Raw genomic sequence first — 20,273 nt, 5'->3', positions numbered from 1 at the left:
CGGTCCGTTGCTTGTCGTCAGATTTCGCCGTGTTCGGGGATCGGCCCCCCGGGATCGAGCACGTCCTTGTCGAGATACTTGTCCTCGGAGGCCGGACCTTCGCGCCATTCCAGGTACGAGCGGAAGAAGAAGGTCCAGGCCTGCAGGAAGATCAGCCCGGTGAGCACCACCAGCAGGATCTTGAACAGGAAGTAGGCCGAGAAGCCGTTCGGGCTGAAGCCGATGGTCTCGACGTTCCAGCGCAGCGCCCGGGCCTTCATCATCAGCCGGTCGTAGCCGTCCGAGCTCGACGGGTTGGGCACGATCAGGTGACGCCACAGGAAGAACCACGAATAGCGCCAGACCAGCACCGCCATCGGCAGCATGAAGAGCAGGCTGCCGATCATGTCGATCACCCGCTTGGTGCGGAAGCTGACCGCCGAATAGACCAGGTCGACGCGCACATGGCCCTGCTGCACGAAGGTGTAGGCCAGGCACAGCGCCACCACGAGGGCGTTGTAGAGCTTCAGCTCCTCGGCCCACCACGAGATGTCGAACTCCACCGGGATGCCGAAGCCCAGCGAGATCGAGGAGCGCGCGAAGATGCGCTGCATGAAGACGATGACCACCTGCTGGATCACCATCAGCAGGCCGGCCCAGGCGAAGAAGCGCCCCAACGTGTTGTGGAAGCCCTCGAGGCCGCGCACCACGCCCCAGAGGAAGCGGTTGTTCCAGACGCCGACCGAGCCGATCACCAAAAACACCGTCAGCGCGACGAACAGCAGCTCCGCCGAGGCGCCGTAATGCACCACGCGCATCACCGCCTCGTTGTCGGACCAGTCGAGCCATTGTCCCGGATGGCTCAGCGCGTAGCCGAGATTCCAGAACGCCAGGACGATGTTCTTGATCACGTACCAAAGGCCGTCGAAGAGCCAGAAGCCCCCCGCGGCCGCGCCGTCCTCTTGCATGCCCGCTCCCCTTCGAGCCGTCTTCGCCGCCGCGCGCCGGAACGGCGGCGGGCCGGAGCCCGCCGCCCTGTCGCGATCACGAGTTGCCGAGCACCCGGTCGCGCTGCTGGGTGTAGGTGCCGGACGAGGTCTCGAGCCAGGCCGAGGAGGACTTCATCGAGGCCATGGCGCTGTCGTAGACGCGCTTGTAGAGCTCGTCGCCCATGTTCTCGTCGTGGACCTCCTGGCTGGCCTGGCCGAAGGCGTCCCAGACGCTGTCGGGGAATTCGCGCAGCGTCACGCCGCCCGATTGCAGGCGCTGCAGCGCCGCGCCGTTCTCGGTCAGGAACTGCGCCAGGTTCCACTGATGCGCCTCGGCCGAGGCGATCTCGATGATCTTCTGCTGCGCCGGGGTCAGGCTCTCGAAGACGTCGCGGTTGGTCGCGAGCGACAGGCCGGCGCCGGGCTCGTGGAAGCCGGCGGTGTAGTAGATCTTGGTGATTTCCTGGAAGCCGGCCTTCTCGTCGGCCCAGGGGCCGATCCACTCGGTGCCGTCGATGGCGCCGGAGGAGAGCGCCTGGTAGACCTCGCCGCCGGGAATGTTCTGCACGCTGGCGCCGAGCTTGCCCAGGGCCTGGCCGCCGAGGCCCGGCATGCGGAACTTGAGGCCGTTGAAATCCTCCGGTGCGGAGATCTCGTTGCGGAACCAGCCGCCGGCCTGGGCGCCGGTATTGCCGGCGAGGAAGGATTTCAGGCCGAAGATCTGGCCCAGCTCGTCGTGCAGCTCCTGGCCGCCGTCATGGTAATACCAGTTGGTCAGCTCCTGCGCCGTCATGCCGAAGGGCACGGCGGTGAAGAAGGCATAGGCCGGGTGCTGGTTGACGAAGTAGTAGTCGGCGCCGTGATACATGTCGGCCTGGCCGGAGGTCACGGCGTCGAACACCTCGAAGGCGCCGACCAGTTCGCCCGCGGCCTTCAGATCGACGGTCAGCTGGCCGTCGGTCATCGCGGTGATGGTGTCGGCGGCGCGCTGCGCTGCGTCATGCACGCCGGCCAGCCCGCGGCCCCAGGTGGTGACCAGCGTCAGGGTGCGGTTGCCCTGGGCATAGGCCGGTGCGGCCAGGGTCGTGGCGGCTGCGGCCGAGCCGCCAAGCGCGGACGTTCTCAGGAAAGACCGACGGTCCATGTACTTCCTCCCATGGTGTTGGTAGCGGCCACGCCTCTATCCCCGGGCGCGGTTCGCAAGTGCAGCGCACGTTAGCTTCGCGGCGCCCGCAGCGGAAGGGGCAATACGTCACTCCGCTGCGGAAATGCGCGGCTTTCGGTGCGATTTCCGCATCTTGACGGCGGGGCCGTCGGTGCTGCAGCGGCGAAGCCGGCGATTCCGCAAGGCCGATCTTGCACTCACTCCGAATCGCGCCGGCGGCGCCACTCGGCGAGCGCCGCGTTGCCCGCGCCGGCCCCGGGTTGCGGCGCCCCGCGCGGGGCGTCCAAGGGCGGCGGAGGCGCCGCCTCGGGGGATGCGGTGCGCCCCGGCCGACCGGCCGAGGCGGCGAAGGCCAGGGCGAGCTGGCGCTGGAAATCCTGGCCCTTGGCCTGGTGCCGGGCGCCGAAATAGAAGCTCACCACCGCCGCCAGCAGCCACCAGAGCGGTTCCGGAACCAGCGCCAGCCCCGCCATGCGCGCGGCGAACCAGTCCGGATCGACCATCGCCGCGCCGAACAGGCCCAGCGTGCCCAGCGCCATGGCCGGGCGCGGCACCCGGTTCAGCCCGTCCATCACCGCGTCGAACCGCGACCGCTCGCCGGCGAGGAACTCGTCCCCGAACTGCGCCAGCGCCTCGCTGCGCGCGTCGGCGTCGCGCCGCGCCTGGGCCTCGGCGTTGACGCGGAACACCTCGGCGGTCTCCGCGATGACGTTGCGCCCCGACCCGAAAACCATGTCCATGGCCCGCTGAATCATCCCCATGCCGCTACCCTCCGGTCGAATTCCTCTTGCGAGAGATGGAAGCGCGGCGAGATGAAGCTCTCGGCGCGCCGGATCCAGCCGCCCTTCCCGCCCGCGCGGCTCCGCGCGTATTTGCGCGAGGCCGGCCGCCGGTCGGCGATGGCGAAGTAGTAGTCGCGCCGCGCGATGCCGTAGGCATCGGCGAAGTGGTCGGGCGCCGCGGCCTGCGCCGCGCGGGCCGCGCGCCGGGTCTCGGGTCCGATGATGCCGTCCACCGCAACCGGCCAGCCCATATCGCGCAGCAGCCGCTGCAGGATCTTCACCGCATTGGCCCCGGCATTGACATACATATCGAAGACCGAGGCCCGCACCGGCTCCGGCAGCGACGCGATGCCGGGTCGCTCGTAATAATGCGTCAGAAAGATGTCGACGGCCTGGTCGCGGGTCAGGCGCCGGACATCGTCCTTGGTGACACGGCCGTCGCCGTCGAGATCGCCGCCGAGCCGCGTCAGGGTGCCCAGCGTGACGCCGAAATTCGTGGCGCCGCCCGGGTCGTCCGGGTCGTCGACATAGCCGCCCTCGCGCGAGACGATCTCCTCCGCGATGCGGCGCGGATCGGGTATGGGCATGGGCGTCACCTCCTGCGCGGCCGAGTGCCGGGGCCTCAGGCTCGCAGGACGAGGTTAAGGCGCGCGCTCGTCGGCGCGCGCCCCCTATCTGCACCGCGACCGCGCGGTCGCGGCCGCGGTCAATCGTCCTGCCGGCTGTATAGGCTCTGGTTGGACGGCTTCAGGCTGATCCCCTCCTCCGAGGCCTTGGCATAGACCGCGTCTTCGGTCCTGCCGAGCTTGAGGCCGATCACCCGCGTCGGCGTGTTCTCGGCGGCGAGATCGCGCAGCGTCTGCACCTCCGCGTCGCTCCAGTCCTCGCCGCTGTTCCGGTCATATTTCGCCATGACGTCTCCTCCGGTCTCCTGGCTGAACGCAAAAGGCCGGGCATCGCTGCCCGGCCCCCTCTCGCGCGGCATCGGAACGCTTAGTTCCAGAAGCCTTCATCGAGGTTTTCCATGCTTTCCAGACGCTCTTCGGTCATCGGCGTGACCACCGCGTAGCTGCGGTCGTCGACCGGCACCAGCTTCACGTCCTGCATTTCGATCATCACGTGCTTGTCGCCGATGTCGAGGAAGCCGCCGACCTCGGCCACGATGCCCTTCATCTGGCCGTCGGTGCCGAGCACGATGTCCTCGATCTCGCCGACGCGGTCCCAGTTTTCGTCGACCGCGTCGTAGGTTGCGTCAAGATCCCAGTCGACGTCGTCGGCCTCGGAATCGATCGCGTAGACGGCGCCGCCGGTGATGTCGCGGCTGCGGATCAGGTTGGCGCTGTCCATCGCCATGCCGTCGTCCTGCATCTGCGTCTCGGTCTCGGTCTCGGCCATCTGCTCGGTGTCGCCGTGATTGTCGGCCCAGGCGACGCCGCCGGCCAGGGTGAGCGCGAGGGCGGAGGTCAGAATGCGGTTCATAACAGAACTCCTTTCGTCGTCGTGTCTGCCTTCACAACGGCGCTCACGCCGCGGCGTTCCAGCCCGGAGGACGGAAAAATTCCATTTCCGGCATGGAACTTGCGACGCGGGAGGTCAGTGCCCGCGGTGCCGGAGCACGTAGGAGACCAGCTGTCGGGTCGAGCCGTCCTTGCCCTCGGCCGAGGCCTCGCCGGTGACCACGGGGCCCAGCGACGAGGCCAGTTCCTTGCCCAGCTCCACCCCCCATTGGTCGAAGGAGTTGATGCCGAGGATGGCACCCTCGACGAAGACCCGGTGCTCGTAGAGCGCGACGATCTTGCCCAGGATCTCGGGCGTGAGCTGGGGATAGATCAGCGTGGTCGAGGGCCGGTTGCCGGGGAACACGCGGTGCCGCGCCTGGCGCTCGAGCTCCGCGCCCTCGAAGCCCTTGTCGCGGCAGATCGCCCGCGCCTCCTCGAGATCGCGGCCCCGCATCAGCGCCTCGGACTGGGCCAGGCAATTGGCCACCAGCAGGTCGTGGTGGTGGCCGAGATCGGCCTCGTGCCCCTCGGCCGCGACCATGAACTCGCAGGGCACCACCCGGGTGCCCTGGTGGATGAGCTGGTAGAAGGCATGCTGGCCGTTGGTGCCGGGTTCGCCCCAGACCACCGGCCCCGAGGGCACGTCGAGCGCGCCTCCGTCGATCGCCACGCCCTTGCCGTTGCTCTCCATTTCGAGCTGCTGGAGATAGGCCGGCAGCCGCGCCAGACGGTTGTCGTAGGGCAGCACCGCGCGGGTGGCATGGCCCAACACCTGGTTGTGCCAGATTCCCACCAGCGCCAGCAGCACCGGCATGTTCTCGTGCAGCGGCGCGGCGCGGAAGTGCCGGTCGATCTCCTGGGCGCCGCGCAGGAAGGCGCGGAACGCGTCGGGGCCGATGGCGAACATCAGCGACAATCCGATCGGCCCCCACATCGAGTAGCGCCCGCCGACGAAATCGCCGAAGCCGAACACCCGGTCGGCCGGGATACCCCATTCGGCGGCCTTCTCGCGGTTCGAGCTCAGCGCCACGAAGCGCCCCTCGTGCGACACCCGGCGGTCGTCGAGCCAGGCCCGCGCGGTGCGGGCGTTGGTCATGGTCTCGATGGTGGTGAAGGTCTTGGAGGCGACGACGAAGAGCGTGGTTTCGGGGTCGAGCCCGCGCAGCGTGTCGGCGATGTCGGCCCCGTCGACGTTGGAGACGAAATGGCAGCGCGGCCCGTCGCAATAGGGCGTCAGCGCCCGGTAGGCCATGGCCGGCCCGAGGTCGGACCCGCCGATGCCGATATTGACCACGTCGGTGATGCCGCCACGGCGCACGTCGCGCGCCAGCTCGGCCATGCGCTCCAGCGTCCCCAGGATCTCCGGCATGACGTCCTCGCCGTCGACCAGAACCGGCCCGCCATCGAGGTTGCGCAGCGCCGTGTGCAGCACCGCGCGGCCCTCGGTGTCGTTGATCGCCTCCCCGGTGAACATGCGCTCACGCTGCGCCTCGACCCCCGCCGCCTGGGCCAGCGCCACCAGCGCGGCGCGCACCTGCTCGTCGAGCGCGGTCTTGGAATAGTCGAAGAGCAGGCCCGCGGTGTCGAGGCTGAACTCCGCGGCGCGGTTCGGATTGGCCGCGAACAGGTCGCCGATCCGGCGCTTCTCCGCGCCGTCGGCCAGCCGCTTCAGGTCGTCCCACATGGTCTCACTCCGCCCAATGTACCGTGGCCCCGTCGAGCACCGCGTTGATCGGCGCCGCCTCGGGGGATTTGCCGCGCGCCGCTTCGAGCGCCCGGCGCTTTTCGGCGCCGAAGATCAGCACGTGCTTGGCCAGCGCCCCGTCGAGCACCGGCGCGCTCAGGGTGATGCGCGGCTCGGGCGCGCCGGGCGCGCGCATCGCGACCAGCGGCGGCGCCTTCGGCGACAGCGCCTCGGCCAGCCGATCGGCGCCGGGAAACAGCGACGCGGTGTGCATGTCGGCGCCCATGCCCAGCAGCAGCACCGACAGCGGCAGGCAGGGCGCGATGCCCGCGGACAGCTCCTCGAGCCGCGCCTCGGGCTCTGCGGCCGCGGCGTAGAGCGGCACCAGATGCGCCGCCGCCGCCTTGTCGACCAGCAGCCGCTCGCGCAGCAGCCGGGTGTTGGAGCGCGCGCTGCTCTCGTCCACCCAGCGCTCGTCGGTCAGCATCACGTCCACCCGGTCCCAGTCCAGCGCCACCGAGCAGAGGTCGTCGAAGACCGGCCCCGGCGAGGTGCCGCCGGGCACGGCGAGGCTGGCGCGCTCCCCGGCCGAGAGGGCGCGGCGCAATTCGCTGGCGATCCGGTCGGCAAGGTTGATGCACAGCATCTCGCGGTCGGCATAGTCGCAGAACTCGTATCCCATTGCGGGCTCCTCAGGCCTTTATGTCGCGCCAGCGGCGACCGTCGCGATGCATCAGCATCAACGCGTCGTCGGGACCGGCCGAGCCCGGATCGTAGGGCTTGGGCACGTCGCCGCGGGCCTGCCAACCCTCGATCACCGGGTCGGTCCAGGCCCAGGCGGCCTCGACCTCGTCGCCGCGCATGAACAGCGTCTGGTTGCCGCGGATCACGTCCATGATCAAGCGCTCGTAGGCATCCGGCATGTCGGCGCCGTCGGGCCCCAGCGCATCGGCGAAGGTCATGTCGAGCGGCACGTCGAGCAGGCGCATGCCGCCCGGGCCCGGCTCCTTGATGGTGACGTCGAGCGTCATGCCCTCGTTGGGCTGCAGCCGGATCGCCAGCACGTTGCGGTGCCGCCCGGCCTCGGCGCCGAAGATCGAATGCGGCGCGTCCTTGAACACCACGGCGATCTCCGAGGTGCGCGCCCGCAGCATCTTGCCGGTGCGCAGGTAGAACGGCGTCCCCGCCCAGCGCCAGTTCGAGATATGCGCGCGCAGCGCCACGAAGCTTTCGGTGGTCGAGCGGTCGTTCTCGACATGCGCGCGGTAGCCCGGCTGGCCGGCATCGGCGTCGTATTGGCCGCGCACGATGTGATGCGGCTCGACCGGTTCCAGCGCGCGGATCACCTTGAGCTTCTCGTCGCGCACCGCGTCGGGGTCGAACTTCGCCGGCGGCTCCATGGCGATCAGGCAGAGCAGCTGCATCAGGTGGTTCTGTACCATGTCCCGCATGGCGCCGGAATGGTCGTAATAGGAACCGCGCCCGCCCACGCCCACGGTCTCGGCCACGGTGATCTGGATGTGATCGACGAACTGCGCGTTCCAGAGCGGTTCGAACAGCACGTTGCCGAAGCGCACCGCCATCAGGTTCTGCACCGTCTCCTTGCCGAGATAATGGTCGATCCGGTAGATCTGCGTCTCGTCGAAATACTGCGCCAGCTCGCGGTTCAGCGCCCGCGCGCTGCCGAGATCGTGGCCGAAGGGCTTTTCCACCACGATGCGGCTCTCGCGGCTGGCGAGGCCGAAGGCGCGCAGCCGCTCGGCCAGGTCGCCGAACAGCGACGGCGCCACCGAGAAGTAGAAGGCGCGGATGGCGTCGTCGCGCAGCTTGGCGCCGAGCTCGGCCCAGCCGCCCTCGCCCTTGGCGTCCACGGTCTGGTAGCGCACCCGGTCGAGGAAGGCGTCGAGCTGGCCGGGCTCGCCCTGCACCCTGCTGAATTCCTCGATCGCCTCACGCACCATGGTGCGGTAGCCGGCATCGTCCATGTCGCTGCGCGCGGCGCCGACGATCAGCGCTTCGGGGGGCATCTGGCCGGCGCAGTAGCGGCGGAACAGGCCGGGCAGGATCTTGCGCCGGGCCAGATCGCCGGTGCCGCCGAAAACCACGAGGTCGAAATTGTCGACCGGAATGACACGCGAAACCATGAGGGGAGTCTCCGAATCTGCTCTGACGGCCCGGACCCGCCGGCGTTAACCGGGATGAATGTTAGCGCTAACTGAGGCGTTCGGGCGTGGCATAGCGCAGCTTGCGCCCGGAGTCTAACACTGCGCGACGCAGCGGCAATGCGGGGCGCGATCCGGTGCCCCGCCGGCACGATCCCGCGCGCCCGCTTGCAGCAGGCCCGGCCGCGTGGCACTGCTCGGCACGCCCCGTCCGGAAGGAGCCGCCATGGCCGCGCGCAAGATCATCATCGACACCGATCCCGGACAGGACGACGCCGTGGCGATCCTGCTGGCCCTGGCCTCGCCCGAGCTCGAGGTGCTGGGGATCACCGCGGTGGCCGGCAACGTGCCGCTGGCGCTGACCCAGAAGAACGCCCGCATCGTCTGCGAACTGGCCGGGCGGCCCGACATCGCGGTCCATGCCGGCTGCGACCGGCCGCTGCTGCGGCCGCTGGTCACCGCCGAGCACGTCCATGGCCGCACCGGGCTCGACGGCCCCGCCCTGCCCGATCCCGCCATGCCGCTGGCCGAAGCGCATGCCGTCGACTTCATCGTCGAGACGCTGCGCCGCGAAGCCCCGGGCAGCGTCACGCTCTGCGTCCTGGGTCCGCTCACCAACGTGGCGCTGGCGCTGCGCCGCGCCCCCGACATCGCCGAGCGGCTGGCCGGCATCGTGCTGATGGGCGGCGCCTATTTCGAGGTCGGCAACATCACTCCGACGGCGGAGTTCAACATATACGTCGATCCCGAGGCGGCGGCGGTGGTGCTGGGCTCCGGCGCGGAGATCACCATGCTGCCGCTCGACGTGACCCACAAGGCGCTGGTCACCCGCGCCCGCAACGACGCCTTCCGCGCCCTCGGCAACGCCGCCGGCCGCGCGGTGGCCGAGATGACCGATTTCTTCGAACGCTTCGACAAGGAGAAATACGGCTCCGACGGCGCGCCGCTGCACGATCCCTGCGTCATCGCCTGGCTCATCCGCCCCGACCTGTTCTCCGGCCGCCGCATCAATGTCGAGGTCGAGACGGCGTCGGCCCTGACGCTGGGCATGACGGTGGCCGATTGGTGGGGCGTCACCGACCGCCCGGCCAATGCCACCTTCATCGGCGATCTCGATGCCGACGGCTTCTTCGCGCTGCTGACCGACCGGCTCGGACGTCTCTGACGCCCGGTCCCCGCCCCTCCCGAATCCGCACGAGACCCACGCATGTCCGCAGAATTTCCCCAGCTTGCCCCCGGTGATCCGGCATGAAGTCGCTGCATCTTGCCGGCGCCGAGGACGCCGAACGGCTGCTGCCGATGGTGGCGGCCTACCATTCCGAACGCGGCTTCGACCTCGACGAGGAGCGCCGCGCCGAGGCGGTCAAGCCGCTGCTCGAAGGCTCGCCGCACGGCGCGGTCTGGCTGATCGGCCCGCGCAAGGCGCCGGTGGGCTACATCGTCGTGACCTTCGGCTGGTCGCTGGAATTCGGCGGCCTCGACGCCATCGTCGACGAGCTCTACGTCCGGCCGGCGGTGCGCGGCCGCGGCATGGGCTCGGACGCGCTGGACGGCATCGCGCGGGCGCTGCGCGACGGCGGCGTGCAGGCCATCCACCTCGAGGCGGCCCGCCACGACGCGCGCGCCCGCGCCTTCTACGAACGCTCGCGCTTCCGCATGCGCGAGGGCTACGCGCTGATGTCGCGGCGGCTGGTCTGAGCCCGGCTCTGGCCGGGCCCGGGCGCCGTGCCTATATCCCGGCCATGACCTTTGCGATTCCCTTCGACAACTCCTATGCGCGCCTGCCCGCGGGGTTCTACTCGCGGCTCGACCCGACGCCGGTCTCGGCGCCGACGCTGATCGCCTTCAACCGGCCGCTGGCCGCGGAGCTGGGCATCGACGCGCCCGACGACCCCGACCTGCTGGCGCGGGTCTTCGCCGGCAACACAATCCCCGAGGGCGCCGAGCCCTTGGCGCAGCTCTATGCCGGCCACCAGTTCGGGCATTTCAATCCGCAGCTCGGCGACGGCCGCGCCATCCTGCTGGGCGAAACACGCGACCGGGCGGGCCAGCGGCGCGACATCCAGCTCAAGGGATCGGGACGCACCCCCTACAGCCGCATGGGCGACGGCCGCGCCTGGCTGGGCCCGGTGCTGCGCGAATACCTCGTCTCCGAGGCCATGCACGCGATGGGCGTGCCGACCACCCGGGCGCTGGCCGCGGTGCGCACCGGCGAAGACGTGATCCGCGAGGCACCCCTGCCCGGCGCCGTGCTGACCCGCGTGGCGGCGAGCCACATCCGCGTCGGCACCTTCCAGATCTTCGCCGCGCGCCAGGATGCCGCGGCGCTCCAGGCGCTCTACGATTACACCGTCGACCGCCACTATCCCGACGTGCGCGATCCGGCCGAGCTTCTGCAGCGCGTCGTCGACCGTCAGGCCGCCCTGGTGGCGCATTGGATGAGCCTCGGGTTCATCCACGGCGTGATGAACACCGACAACACCACGCTGTCGGGCGAGACCATCGATTACGGCCCCTGCGCCTTCATGGATTCCTACCATCCCGACACGGTGTTCTCCTCGATCGACCGCTACGGCCGTTACAGCTACGCCGCCCAGGCCGACGTGATCGTCTGGAACATGGCGCAGCTCGCCACCGCTCTGATCGGGCTGATGCCCGACCCCGAGGCGGCGGTGCAGGACTTCACCGCGCGCATCCACGCCATGCCGGACGCCATCCGCGCCCATTGGGAGCGCCGCTTCGCCGCCAAGATCGGCATTTCCGAGCCGCGCGGCGAGGACCGCGACCTGGTGGCCGACCTGCTGACCCGCATGCAGGCCGGCGGCGCCGATTTCACCAACACCTTCCGGGCGCTGCTCCACGGCACCGCGCGCGACGAGTTCACCGACCCCGCATCCTTCGACGGCTGGGCCGAGCGCTGGCAGCGCCGGATCGCCGGGGAGCCCGACCCGAAAGCGGTCATGGCCCGCGCCAACCCGGCGATCATCCCGCGCAACCACCGCATCGAGGAGGCCATCGCCGCCGCGGTGGCGGGCGACGACGCGCCGTTCCACCGGCTCGGCGCGGCGCTCGCGACGCCGTTCTCGGACGATCCGGCCCATGCCGACCTGCGCCGCGCGCCGCGCCCCGATGAGGTCGTGCAGGCGACCTTCTGCGGCACCTGATCCCGTCCCACCGCGCGCCGCCCCGTCGCGCCGCGCCAGAGCCCCCGCGGAGCCCATGACGCCGATCTTCGCCTACGACATCCGCGCCGATGGCAGCGCCCGGCCGGTCGCCGATCCCGACACCGCCCCCGCGGCCGACAGCTACCGCTGGGTGCATTGCGATTTCGGCGACCCGGGCGTTGCCGACTGGCTCTTCGCCACCCTGCCGGAACGCGCCGCGGAGATCCTCAGCCAGCCCGAGACCCGGCCGCGCAGCCTGGGCCATGCCGGCGGCGTGCTGGCCATCCTGCGCGGGCTCAACCTCGACCCCGCCGCCGACGATCCCGAGGATCTGGTGGCCCTGCGCATCTGGGTGGCGCGCGACCGCGTGGTCACGGTGCGCCGCCGCAAGGTCCAGGCCGCCCAGGATCTGCGCGCCGCGGTCGACCGGGGCGAAGGGCCGCCCTCGCCGCAGATGCTGCTGGTGGCGCTGGCCCGCAACTTCACCGACCGGCTGGAGAGCTACGGCGTGGCGCTCGAGGACCGGCTCGACCTGCTCGAGGACGTGCTGTTCGAGGATGACCGCGACCCGCGCCACGAGGACCTGCCGGAGCTGCGCACCGCGGCGATCCGGCTGCACCGCTTCCTCGGGCCGCAGGCCACCGCGCTGGCCGGGCTCACCGATGCCCGGCTGCCGGTGATCGACGCCGAGGCGCGCGAGGACCTCGCCGAACTGGCCGATCGCGGCCAGCGCGCGGTCGAGGAGATGACGGCGATCCGCGACCGCCTGGCGGCGCTGGCGGACCATGTCGACATGCGCCAGAACGCGCGGCTGTCGAAGCATTCCTACGCGCTGTCGGTGGTGGCCGCGATCTTCCTGCCGATGAGCTTCGTCACCGGGCTCTTCGGGGTCAACGTGGCCGGCATGCCGGGCACCGAACACCCCTGGGCCTTCACCCGCCTGACGCTCGGCTCGCTGGCCCTGGGCTGGCTGGTCTGGGCCGCGCTGAAGGCGCTGCGGCTGTTCTGAGCCGACGCGCCTGTCGCCGGCGCTCCCGCGCCCCATATCACCACAGGCGGACGCCCCGACGGGGCCAAGGGAAGGAGAGACGATCATGAGCATGATGAAGACCCTCGCCAAGCTCGCCATCGGATACGCGGCGGCGCGCGGCATCGACCGCATGGCCCGCGGCAAGGGCGTCACCGGCCTCTGGGGCGGCGGCGCCCAGGTCAAGGGCCAGCACCCGATGACCAAGGCCGGCAGCCAGATGAGCCAGGCCATGCAGGGCGGCGCCGCCCAGGCGACCCAGCCGATGCAGGCCATGCTCGACAAGATGCGGGCCTCGGGATTCGATCTCTCCGCGATGCTCGGCGGCGCCGGCGCGGCGCCCTCCTCGACCGGCCGCGGCCTGCTGTCCAGCGTGCCCTCGAAGGGCTCGGGCGGCATGGCCGGCATGCTGGCCGCGATGGGCGGCGCCGCGGCGATGGGCGGCCAGGGCGTGGGCGCGCTGCTCGACCAGTTCAACATGCGCGAGACCGCGCCCGAAATGGAGAAGGGCGCCGCCCTGATGCTGCGGGCGATGATCCAGGCGGCCAAGTGCGACGGCGAGATCGACGCCGCCGAGAAGGCCAAGATCCTCGATTTCGTGGGCGAGGACGCCGATCCGGAGGACCGCGCCTTCGTCGAGCGCGAGCTTGCCGCCCCGGTCGATCCCGAGGCGCTGGCCCGCGACGTGCCGGCGGCGCAGCGCATGCCGGTCTATTCCGCGGCGCTGATGGCCATCCGCGTGGACACCGATGCCGAGGCGCAGTATCTCGACCGTCTCGCCAAGGCGCTCGAGCTCGACGAACCGACGGTGAACGCGCTGCACGTCCAGCAGGGCATGCAGCCGCTCTACGCCTGAGCCGCAGGGATCGTCCCGGCGCCTGTGTCCCGAACGCCCGGCCCCGGCCGGGCGCCCGTCCTGTCGCTGGGAGCCGATGCCGCAAAGCAGCTCGATCCACGGCCTCGCCCTCGCCGCCTTCGGCGCGCTGGTGCTGACGCCCGATGCCCTGTTCATGCGCCTGTCGGGTATGGACGGGGCGACCATGCTGGCCTGGCGGGGCTGCGCCACCGCGCTGGTCTTCCTCACCGCCTGGGCGGTCAGCCGGCCGCCGGCCGGCCGCGCCGGCACCGCGCGGGCGCTGTCCAGCCGCGCCGGCCTCACCGTGATCGCCAGCCAGACCGCCAATGCGGTGCTGTTCCCGGCCGGGATCGCGCTGGCCCCGGTGGCGGTGATGCTGCTCGCCGTGGCCTGCGTGCCGGTCGCCGCGGCGCTGCTGTCGCGGCTGCTCTACGGCGAGCGCACCGGCCGCGCCACCTGGGCCGCCATCGCCGCGGTGCTGTCGGGCATCGCCCTCGCGGTGACCGGCAAGGGCGAGCTCGGCCTCGACGCCGGGGCGCTGGCCGGCGCGCTCTGCGGGCTCGGCGTGGCCTGTTCGCTGGCCCTGACCTTCGTCACCCTGCGGCACAATCCCGGCGTGCCGATCCTGCCGGCGATGGGGATGGGCAGCCTTGCCGCCGGGATGCTGGGACTGGCGGCGCTGGGCGGCAGCGGCCTGTTCGACGGCAACGTGCCGGCGATCCTGGTCACCGGCCTGCTGATCGTGCCGGTGTCGTTCTTTGCCCTGTCCTCGGCCTCGCGCCACACTGCGGCGGCCAATGTCAGCCTCCTGATGCTGCTCGAGACCGCGCTCGGGCCGCTCTGGGTCTGGCTCGGCACCGGCGAGGCGCCGACGCCGCGGATGCTGGCCGGCGGGGCGGTGGTGCTCGGCGCTCTGGCGCTTTATATCGAGCATTCCCGGCGGAGCGTTCGGCGCCGCGCACGGCTTGGCGCGACACGTCCCGCGGGGGTAGACCGTCAGGACAGCACCGAAACGGGCGGACCATGAGCGACACGATCTCGAAACGCTGCGCCGAACGCGGATTGCGCATGACCGGCCAGCGCCGCATCATCGCCGAGGTTCTCGACGCCGCCGAGGATCACCCCGACGTCGAGGAACTGCACGCCCGCGCCGCCCTGCAGGATAGCCGCATCTCGCTGGCCACCGTCTACCGCACCGTCAAGCTCTTCGAGGAGGAGGGCATTCTCGAGAGGGTCGATTTCGGCGATGGCCGGGCGCGCTACGAGGATGCCGAGCGCGAGCATCACGACCACCTCATCGACATGACCACCGGAAAGGTGATCGAGTTCGTCGATCCCGAGATCGAGGCGCTGCAGGAGCGCATCGCCGAGCGGCTGGGCTACCGGCTCCAGGGCCACCGCATGGAGCTTTACGGGGTGCCGCTGAAATCCCGCAAGCGCGGCGCCTGATCGCTGCCCTCTGGCCTTTCCGGCGGCGAGGCGGTAGCGCCCGGACAGGGCAGCCGGGAGACGGGACATGGACAATCTGCGCGGCATCCTGCTGATGACGCTCGCCATGGGTGCTTTCGCGGTCGAGGACGCCTTCATCAAGGCCGCCTCCGCCACCCTGCCCACCGGCCAGATCCTGATCGCCATCGGCCTGTTCGGCGGCGGCGGATTCGCGCTCTACGCCCGCAGCCGCGGCGTGCGGCTGTTCGGGCCCGACCTGCTGGCCCGGCCGATCCTGCTGCGCAACCTGACCGAGATCGTCGGCACCTGCGGCTTCGTCCTCGCCATCACCCTGATCCCGCTGGCCACCGCCTCGGCGATCGCCCAGGCGATGCCGCTGGTGATCACCCTGGGCGCGGCGCTGCTCTTCGGCGAGGAGGTCGGCTGGCGGCGCTGGTCGGCGATCCTGACCGGGCTTGCAGGCGTGCTGGTGATCCTGCGCCCGGGCCTGGCGGGCTTCGATCCGAACGCGCTCTGGGCGCTGCTCGCGGTCTTCGGCCTCGCCGCCCGCGACCTCGCCGCGCGGGTCGTGCCGGCGCGCATCAGCCACCTGCAGCTGGCGACCTACGGGCTGCTCTCGACCATCCCCTCGGGGCTGATCCTGCTGCCCTTCACCGGCGGGCTGGCCTGGCCCGATGCCCGCAGCGGGCTGATGCTGCTCGGCGCCATCATCGTGGGCGGCGTCGCCTATTACGCCATCACCTCGGCCACCCGCACCGGCGGCGTCGCGGTTGTCACGCCGTTCCGCTACACCCGCATCCTCTTCGCCCTGCTGATCGGCTTCCTGGCCTTCGGCGAACGCCCCGATGCAATGACCCTGCTGGGCGCGGCGATGATCGTGGGCTCGGGCCTCTACACGCTCCTGCGCGAACACCGGCTGGCCCGGCAGCGCGCCCCGGAGGTCCCGCCGCCGTAGCCTGTTAACGCTAACATCAACGTTTACTTTGCGGCGGCTTCCAGCTAACCGATTGCCGAACGAAGATCAGAGGGACGGCCCATGAGCACGATCATCGACATCCACGCGCGCGAAATCCTCGACAGCCGCGGCAACCCGACCGTCGAGGTCGACGTGACGCTGGAGGACGGCTCGATGGGCCGCGCCGCGGTGCCCTCGGGGGCCTCCACCGGCGCCTACGAGGCGGTCGAGCGCCGCGACGGCGACAGCGCGCGCTACAAGGGCAAGGGCGTGCTCGAGGCGGTCGCCGCGGTCAACGGCGAGATCGCCGAGGAACTGCTCGGCATGGACGCCACCGCCCAGGTCGAGATCGACCTCGCGATGGTCGAGCTCGACGGTACCGACAACAAGGGCCGGCTCGGCGCCAACGCCATCCTCGGCGTGTCGCTGGCCACCGCGCGCGCCGCCGCCGACTTCACCACGCAGCCGCTCTTCCGCTATGTCGGCGGCACCTCGGCGCGGGTCCTGCCGGTACCGATGATGAACATCATCAACGGTGGCGAACACGCCGACAATCCGATCGACATCCAGGAATTCATGATCATGCCGGTGGCGGCGGAGAACATCCGCGACGCCGTGCGCATGGGCTCCGAGGTCTTCCACACCCTGAAGAAAGAGCTGGTCGCGGCCGGCATGTCCACCGGGCTCGGCGACGAGGGCGGCTTCGCGCCGGAGCTTGGCTCCACCCGCGAGGCGCTCGACTTCATCCTGAAGTCGATCGAGAAGGCCGGCTATACCCCGGGCGAGGACATCTTCCTCGCCCTCGACTGCGCCGCCACGGAATATTTCAAGGACGGCAAGTACGAGATGAAGGGCGAAGGCGCCTCGCTCGATTCCGACGACAACGTCGCCTATCTCGAGAAGCTGGTGCGCGACTACCCGATCATCTCCATCGAGGACGGCATGTCGGAGGATGACTGGCAGGGCTGGCGCGCCCTGACCGAGGCCATCGGCGACAAGGTGCAGCTGGTGGGCGACGACCTCTTCGTCACCAACCCGGCGCGGCTCGCCATGGGGATCGAGAAGGGCTGCGCCAATTCCATGCTGGTCAAGGTCAACCAGATCGGCACCCTGACCGAGACCCTGAAGGCGGTGGACATGGCGCACCGCGCCCGCATGACCAACGTGATGTCGCACCGCTCGGGCGAGACCGAGGATTCGACCATCGCCGATCTCGCCGTGGCCACCAATTGCGGGCAGATCAAGACCGGCAGCCTCGCGCGCTCGGACCGGCTGGCCAAGTACAACCAGCTGATCCGCATCGAGGAGATGCTGGGCGCCACGGCGGAATATGCCGGCCGCTCGATCCTGCGCGGCTGACCGGCGCCGCGCGCCGGGCCGCGACGCCCGGGCGCGCGCCCTGCCCCGGCGGGCCCGCCCCGCCGGACGCCACGTTCTCGACGCCCCGGCCGGCCCCCGGCATGACGACGCCCCCGCCGGTCACGGCGGGGGCGTCGTGTCTCGGACCCAAGGCGGCCGAAGCGGCGGCTCACCAGGCGTTGGTGATCATGCCCTCCAGCGCGTCCTTCTCCATCGACAATTCGGTCAGCCGGGCCTTCACCGCGTCGCCGATGGTGACGATGCCGATCAGGGCGCCGTCGTCGTTCACCACCGGCATGTGGCGGAAGCGGCCTTCGGTCATCCGCGCCAGCACCGCGTCGGCGGCGTCATGCGTCGTGCAGGTCTGGAGATCCCGGGTCATGTAATCGCCCGCGGTGGCCTCGAGGCAGGAGGCGCCGCGCAGCGACAGCATCCGCACGATGTCGCGTTCCGACAGGATGCCTTCCGGCGTCCGGCCGTCCTTCGACACGACCACGGTCCCGATGCGCTTCTCGGCGAGCAACTTGGCAGCGTCCCGGATCAAGGTATCCGGGGTCACCGTGACGACGGAATCGTCCGCCTTGTTCTTCAGGATCTGTTGCACCAGCATACGAAAAACCTCCCTGCCGCCAATCGCTTGAAGTGAAGCGTCCTCCCGGCGCAGCGGCTCTGTCAAGTCAGACCTTCGAGTCGGACCACCTCTCGGCGGATGCCCGTGGCCAATTGTTCGGCAAAGCGGTTCAAACGCGCCAGCCTGCGGTCATCGGCATGCCGGACGAGATAGAAGGACCGGGTCAGCGACACGTCCTCGGGCAGCACCTTCACGAGATCCGGCGCCACCGGCAGCGCGAAATCGTGCACGATGCCGAGCCCGGTGCCCAGCCGCAGCCACTGGAACTGCACCGCCACCGAATTCGAGGCCAGCCGCACCCGCTCGACCCCGAGATCGGCGAGGTAGTCGAGTTCCTTGTCGAAGATCATGTCGGGGATGTAGCCGGCGATCTGGTGCCCGGCGAGATCGGCGAGCCGGCGCACCGGCGGATGCCGGGACAGGTAGCCGCGGCTGGCGGCCAGGTGCAGGCGGTAATCGGTGAGTTTCTGCACCGTCAGCCGTCCGGCGGTCGGGGCCGAGACCGCCACCGCCATGTCGGCCTCGCGCTTGGAGAGGTTGACCACCCGCGGCAGCGCCACGATCTGCACGTCGAGCCCGGGATTGTCGGCGACGATGGCGGCGCAGACCTGCGGCAGGACGAAATTGGCGCAGCCGTCCGGAGCGCCGATCCGCACCTGCCCGGTCAGCCCCTCGGCCACCCCGCGCACCGCCTCGCCGGCCTGCTGCATGGCCTGTTCGGCCTCCTCCGCGTGGCGCAGGAGCCGGTCGCCGGCCTCGGTCAGCGCGTAGCCCTGCGGGCTTTTGGCGAAGAGCGGCGCGCCCAGCCCCTGTTCCAGCCGGGCCACCCGGCGCCCCACCGTGGCCGGGTCCATGCGCAGCGCGCGGCCGGCCGCGGAGAGGCTCTCGCCGCGCGCCACGGCGAGGAAAATCCGCATGTCGTCCCAGCTGTCCATCCGGCGCGTACCTGTATTTTCGCAAAACCCTTTTGGCAACTTGCCTCTGTTTCGGGCATTTCCGCAAGCCTATGGTCGCGCCGAACGCATAGGAGGATTTGGCATGACCGAACTCATGCACTGGGTCGACGGCAAGGGCGTGAAGGGCAAGTCCGGCCGCTTCACCGACGTGATGAACCCCGCCACCGGCGAGGTCCAGGCACAGGTGCCGCTCGCCACCAAGGACGAGATGGACGCCATCATCGCCCGCGCCGCCGAGGCGCAGGTCGCCTGGGGCGCCACCAACCCGCAGCGCCGCGCGCGGGTGATGATGAAATTCGGCCAGCTCATCAACGAGCACATGGACGAGCTCGCCGAGCTGGTCAGCCGCGAACACGGCAAGACCCTGCCCGATGCCCGCGGCGACGTGCAGCGCGGTCTCGAGGTGATCGAGGTCTGCATGGGCGCGCCGCACCTCTTGAAGGGCGAGTTCACCGACGATGGCGGCCCCGGCATCGACCTGCAGTCGATGCGCCAGCCGCTGGGCGTGGTGGCCGGCATCACGCCGTTCAACTTCCCGGCGATGATCCCGCTGTGGAAGATGGGCCCGGCGCTGGTCTCGGGCAACGCGATGATCCTCAAGCCGTCCGAGCGCTGCCCCTCGACCGCCTACCGGCTGGCCGAGCTGCTGCAGGAGGCGGGCCTGCCCGACGGCGTGCTGCAGGTGGTCAACGGCGACAAGGAAGCCGTGGACGCGATCCTCGACAACGAGACCGTCCAGGCGGTGGGCTTCGTGGGCTCGACCCCGATCGCGCAGTACATCTACGGCCGCGCCGCCACCAACGGCAAGCGCGCGCAATGCTTCGGCGGCGCCAAGAACCACATGATCATCATGCCCGATGCGGACATGGACAAGGCAGCGGACGCGCTGGTGGGCGCCGGCTACGGCGCCGCGGGCGAGCGCTGCATGGCGATCTCGGTCGCGGTGCCGGTCGGCGAGGAGGCCGCCGAGGCGCTGATCGAGCGGCTGGTGCCGCGCATCGAGAAACTGCGCGTCGGCCCCTACACCGCCGGCGACGACGTCGATTTCGGCCCGCTGATCACCAAGGCGGCGCAGGAGCGCGTGCTCGGCCTGATCGACAAGGGCGTGGAGGAAGGCGCGACGCTGGTCTCCGACGGCCGCGGCCTGAAGATCCAGGGCTACGAAAACGGCTTCTTCGTCGGTCCGACGCTGTTCGACAACGTCACCCCGGACATGGAGATCTACCGCGAGGAGATCTTCGGCCCGGTGCTCAGCCAGGTCCGCGCCGGCTCCTACGAGGAGGCGCTGAAGATCACCATGGACAACCCCTACGGCAACGGCACGGCGATCTACACCGCCGACGGCGACACCGCGCGCGACTTCGCCCACCGGGTCAATGTGGGCATGGTCGGCATCAACTTCCCGATCCCGGTGCCGCTGAGCTACCACACTTTCGGCGGCTGGAAGAAGTCGGCCTTCGGCGACCTGAACCAGTACGGCCCGGACGCCTTCCGGTTCTACACCAAGACCAAGACGGTCACCGCGCGCTGGTTCTCGGGCATCAAGGAGGGCGGCGAGTTCAACTTCAAGGCGATGGACTGACGCCCCTCCGCGGGCCGCGGCAAGACCGCGGCCC

21 protein-coding genes are annotated in these 20,273 nt (G+C 70.3%); 10 read left to right on the top strand and 11 right to left on the bottom strand.

What is annotated here, in order from left to right:
• Positions 1 to 17: 17 nt before the first annotated feature.
• The 9 genes from ACXYMW_RS16150 to zwf all read right to left on the bottom strand — a co-directional run bounded on the left by ACXYMW_RS16150 (position 18) and on the right by zwf (position 8,242).
• Positions 18 to 947 carry a TRAP transporter small permease subunit gene (locus ACXYMW_RS16150; protein WP_459036362.1) on the bottom strand — a complete coding sequence of 310 codons (930 nt, stop codon included), beginning with the start codon at positions 945 to 947 and terminating at the stop codon, positions 18 to 20.
• 76 nt (positions 948 to 1,023) lie between these two features.
• Positions 1,024 to 2,112, bottom strand: coding sequence for a TRAP transporter substrate-binding protein (locus ACXYMW_RS16145; RefSeq protein ID WP_459036361.1), 1,089 nt, complete (start codon positions 2,110 to 2,112; stop codon positions 1,024 to 1,026).
• 218 nt (positions 2,113 to 2,330) lie between these two features.
• On the bottom strand, positions 2,331 to 2,894 hold the full coding sequence (locus tag ACXYMW_RS16140) for a holin family protein (protein ID WP_459036360.1): 564 nt from the start codon (positions 2,892 to 2,894) through the stop codon (positions 2,331 to 2,333).
• Positions 2,885 to 3,502, bottom strand: a complete 618-nt coding sequence (locus ACXYMW_RS16135; RefSeq protein WP_459036359.1) for a holin-associated N-acetylmuramidase — start codon at positions 3,500 to 3,502, stop codon at positions 2,885 to 2,887. The genes ACXYMW_RS16140 and ACXYMW_RS16135 overlap by 10 nt, the downstream gene beginning before the upstream one ends.
• 119 nt (positions 3,503 to 3,621) lie before the next feature.
• Entirely contained in the window at positions 3,622 to 3,828 is a 207-nt protein-coding gene (locus tag ACXYMW_RS16130; protein ID WP_459036358.1) for a hypothetical protein, read from the bottom strand.
• Between the two features lie 80 nt (positions 3,829 to 3,908).
• Positions 3,909 to 4,394: a PRC-barrel domain-containing protein gene (locus ACXYMW_RS16125; protein ID WP_459036357.1), complete on the bottom strand. Its 486-nt coding sequence runs from the start codon at positions 4,392 to 4,394 to the stop codon at positions 3,909 to 3,911.
• Positions 4,395 to 4,508: 114 nt separating this feature from the next.
• Entirely contained in the window at positions 4,509 to 6,098 is a 1,590-nt protein-coding gene (gene pgi, locus ACXYMW_RS16120; protein ID WP_459036356.1) for a glucose-6-phosphate isomerase, read from the bottom strand.
• Between the two features lie 4 nt (positions 6,099 to 6,102).
• Positions 6,103 to 6,780 carry a 6-phosphogluconolactonase gene (pgl, locus tag ACXYMW_RS16115; protein ID WP_459036355.1) on the bottom strand — a complete coding sequence of 226 codons (678 nt, stop codon included), beginning with the start codon at positions 6,778 to 6,780 and terminating at the stop codon, positions 6,103 to 6,105.
• 10 nt (positions 6,781 to 6,790) lie between these two features.
• Positions 6,791 to 8,242: a glucose-6-phosphate dehydrogenase gene (gene zwf / locus ACXYMW_RS16110; RefSeq protein WP_459036354.1), complete on the bottom strand. Its 1,452-nt coding sequence runs from the start codon at positions 8,240 to 8,242 to the stop codon at positions 6,791 to 6,793.
• Positions 8,243 to 8,486: 244 nt separating this feature from the next.
• Between zwf and ACXYMW_RS16105 the strand changes: the two genes are divergently transcribed.
• From ACXYMW_RS16105 to eno, 9 genes are all read left to right on the top strand, one after another.
• Entirely contained in the window at positions 8,487 to 9,425 is a 939-nt protein-coding gene (locus ACXYMW_RS16105) for a nucleoside hydrolase (protein ID WP_459036353.1), read from the top strand.
• 83 nt (positions 9,426 to 9,508) lie between these two features.
• The gene (locus ACXYMW_RS16100) at positions 9,509 to 9,958 is read left to right on the top strand and encodes a GNAT family N-acetyltransferase (RefSeq protein ID WP_459036352.1); all 450 of its coding nucleotides are present in this window, start codon (positions 9,509 to 9,511) and stop codon (positions 9,956 to 9,958) included.
• Between the two features lie 44 nt (positions 9,959 to 10,002).
• A complete protein-coding gene (locus tag ACXYMW_RS16095; RefSeq protein ID WP_459036351.1) occupies positions 10,003 to 11,424 on the top strand; it encodes a protein adenylyltransferase SelO in 1,422 nt (473 codons plus the stop codon).
• Positions 11,425 to 11,479: 55 nt separating this feature from the next.
• Positions 11,480 to 12,433 (top strand): CorA family divalent cation transporter, encoded by a 954-nt coding sequence (locus ACXYMW_RS16090; protein ID WP_459036350.1) that lies wholly within the window; start codon positions 11,480 to 11,482, stop codon positions 12,431 to 12,433.
• An 85-nt stretch (positions 12,434 to 12,518) separates the two neighbouring features.
• A complete protein-coding gene (locus ACXYMW_RS16085; RefSeq protein ID WP_459036349.1) occupies positions 12,519 to 13,307 on the top strand; it encodes a DUF533 domain-containing protein in 789 nt (262 codons plus the stop codon).
• Positions 13,308 to 13,383: 76 nt separating this feature from the next.
• Positions 13,384 to 14,334: a DMT family transporter gene (locus tag ACXYMW_RS16080; RefSeq protein WP_459036348.1), complete on the top strand. Its 951-nt coding sequence runs from the start codon at positions 13,384 to 13,386 to the stop codon at positions 14,332 to 14,334.
• Positions 14,331 to 14,756, top strand: a complete 426-nt coding sequence (locus tag ACXYMW_RS16075) for a Fur family transcriptional regulator (protein WP_459036347.1) — start codon at positions 14,331 to 14,333, stop codon at positions 14,754 to 14,756. The genes ACXYMW_RS16080 and ACXYMW_RS16075 overlap by 4 nt, the downstream gene beginning before the upstream one ends.
• 67 nt (positions 14,757 to 14,823) lie before the next feature.
• Positions 14,824 to 15,711, top strand: coding sequence for a DMT family transporter (locus ACXYMW_RS16070; RefSeq protein WP_459036346.1), 888 nt, complete (start codon positions 14,824 to 14,826; stop codon positions 15,709 to 15,711).
• A gap of 81 nt (positions 15,712 to 15,792) precedes the next feature.
• Entirely contained in the window at positions 15,793 to 17,070 is a 1,278-nt protein-coding gene (gene eno / locus ACXYMW_RS16065; protein WP_459036345.1) for a phosphopyruvate hydratase, read from the top strand.
• Between the two features lie 169 nt (positions 17,071 to 17,239).
• On the opposite strand, the gene ACXYMW_RS16060 is transcribed toward eno, so the two are convergent.
• Both ACXYMW_RS16060 and ACXYMW_RS16055 read right to left on the bottom strand, forming a co-directional pair.
• Entirely contained in the window at positions 17,240 to 17,680 is a 441-nt protein-coding gene (locus tag ACXYMW_RS16060) for a CBS domain-containing protein (protein ID WP_459036344.1), read from the bottom strand.
• Positions 17,681 to 17,742: 62 nt separating this feature from the next.
• Entirely contained in the window at positions 17,743 to 18,636 is an 894-nt protein-coding gene (locus ACXYMW_RS16055) for a LysR family transcriptional regulator (RefSeq protein ID WP_459036343.1), read from the bottom strand.
• A gap of 103 nt (positions 18,637 to 18,739) precedes the next feature.
• Between ACXYMW_RS16055 and ACXYMW_RS16050 the strand changes: the two genes are divergently transcribed.
• Positions 18,740 to 20,239 carry a CoA-acylating methylmalonate-semialdehyde dehydrogenase gene (locus ACXYMW_RS16050; RefSeq protein WP_459036342.1) on the top strand — a complete coding sequence of 500 codons (1,500 nt, stop codon included), beginning with the start codon at positions 18,740 to 18,742 and terminating at the stop codon, positions 20,237 to 20,239.
• Positions 20,240 to 20,273: the final 34 nt, after the last annotated feature.

The organism is Roseivivax sp. CAU 1761 (genome assembly GCF_054482755.1).
Note: the sequence above shows the minus strand (reverse complement) of the source record. Positions and strands in the feature narration are given on the sequence as shown.

Bases quoted from the DNA above. Each gene is read 5' to 3' on its own strand.
- ACXYMW_RS16150 (WP_459036362.1), bottom strand. From the start codon at position 947: ATGCAAGAGGACGGCGCGGCCGCGGGGGGCTTCTGGCTCTTCGACGGC.
- ACXYMW_RS16145 (WP_459036361.1), bottom strand. From the start codon at position 2,112: ATGGACCGTCGGTCTTTCCTGAGAACGTCCGCGCTTGGCGGCTCGGCC.
- ACXYMW_RS16140 (WP_459036360.1), bottom strand. From the start codon at position 2,894: ATGGGGATGATTCAGCGGGCCATGGACATGGTTTTCGGGTCGGGGCGC.
- ACXYMW_RS16135 (WP_459036359.1), bottom strand. From the start codon at position 3,502: ATGCCCATACCCGATCCGCGCCGCATCGCGGAGGAGATCGTCTCGCGC.
- ACXYMW_RS16130 (WP_459036358.1), bottom strand. From the start codon at position 3,828: ATGGCGAAATATGACCGGAACAGCGGCGAGGACTGGAGCGACGCGGAG.
- ACXYMW_RS16125 (WP_459036357.1), bottom strand. From the start codon at position 4,394: ATGAACCGCATTCTGACCTCCGCCCTCGCGCTCACCCTGGCCGGCGGC.
- pgi (WP_459036356.1), bottom strand. From the start codon at position 6,098: ATGTGGGACGACCTGAAGCGGCTGGCCGACGGCGCGGAGAAGCGCCGG.
- pgl (WP_459036355.1), bottom strand. From the start codon at position 6,780: ATGGGATACGAGTTCTGCGACTATGCCGACCGCGAGATGCTGTGCATC.
- zwf (WP_459036354.1), bottom strand. From the start codon at position 8,242: ATGGTTTCGCGTGTCATTCCGGTCGACAATTTCGACCTCGTGGTTTTC.
- ACXYMW_RS16105 (WP_459036353.1), top strand. From the start codon at position 8,487: ATGGCCGCGCGCAAGATCATCATCGACACCGATCCCGGACAGGACGAC.
- ACXYMW_RS16100 (WP_459036352.1), top strand. From the start codon at position 9,509: ATGAAGTCGCTGCATCTTGCCGGCGCCGAGGACGCCGAACGGCTGCTG.
- ACXYMW_RS16095 (WP_459036351.1), top strand. From the start codon at position 10,003: ATGACCTTTGCGATTCCCTTCGACAACTCCTATGCGCGCCTGCCCGCG.
- ACXYMW_RS16090 (WP_459036350.1), top strand. From the start codon at position 11,480: ATGACGCCGATCTTCGCCTACGACATCCGCGCCGATGGCAGCGCCCGG.
- ACXYMW_RS16085 (WP_459036349.1), top strand. From the start codon at position 12,519: ATGAGCATGATGAAGACCCTCGCCAAGCTCGCCATCGGATACGCGGCG.
- ACXYMW_RS16080 (WP_459036348.1), top strand. From the start codon at position 13,384: ATGCCGCAAAGCAGCTCGATCCACGGCCTCGCCCTCGCCGCCTTCGGC.
- ACXYMW_RS16075 (WP_459036347.1), top strand. From the start codon at position 14,331: ATGAGCGACACGATCTCGAAACGCTGCGCCGAACGCGGATTGCGCATG.
- ACXYMW_RS16070 (WP_459036346.1), top strand. From the start codon at position 14,824: ATGGACAATCTGCGCGGCATCCTGCTGATGACGCTCGCCATGGGTGCT.
- eno (WP_459036345.1), top strand. From the start codon at position 15,793: ATGAGCACGATCATCGACATCCACGCGCGCGAAATCCTCGACAGCCGC.
- ACXYMW_RS16060 (WP_459036344.1), bottom strand. From the start codon at position 17,680: ATGCTGGTGCAACAGATCCTGAAGAACAAGGCGGACGATTCCGTCGTC.
- ACXYMW_RS16055 (WP_459036343.1), bottom strand. From the start codon at position 18,636: ATGGACAGCTGGGACGACATGCGGATTTTCCTCGCCGTGGCGCGCGGC.
- ACXYMW_RS16050 (WP_459036342.1), top strand. From the start codon at position 18,740: ATGACCGAACTCATGCACTGGGTCGACGGCAAGGGCGTGAAGGGCAAG.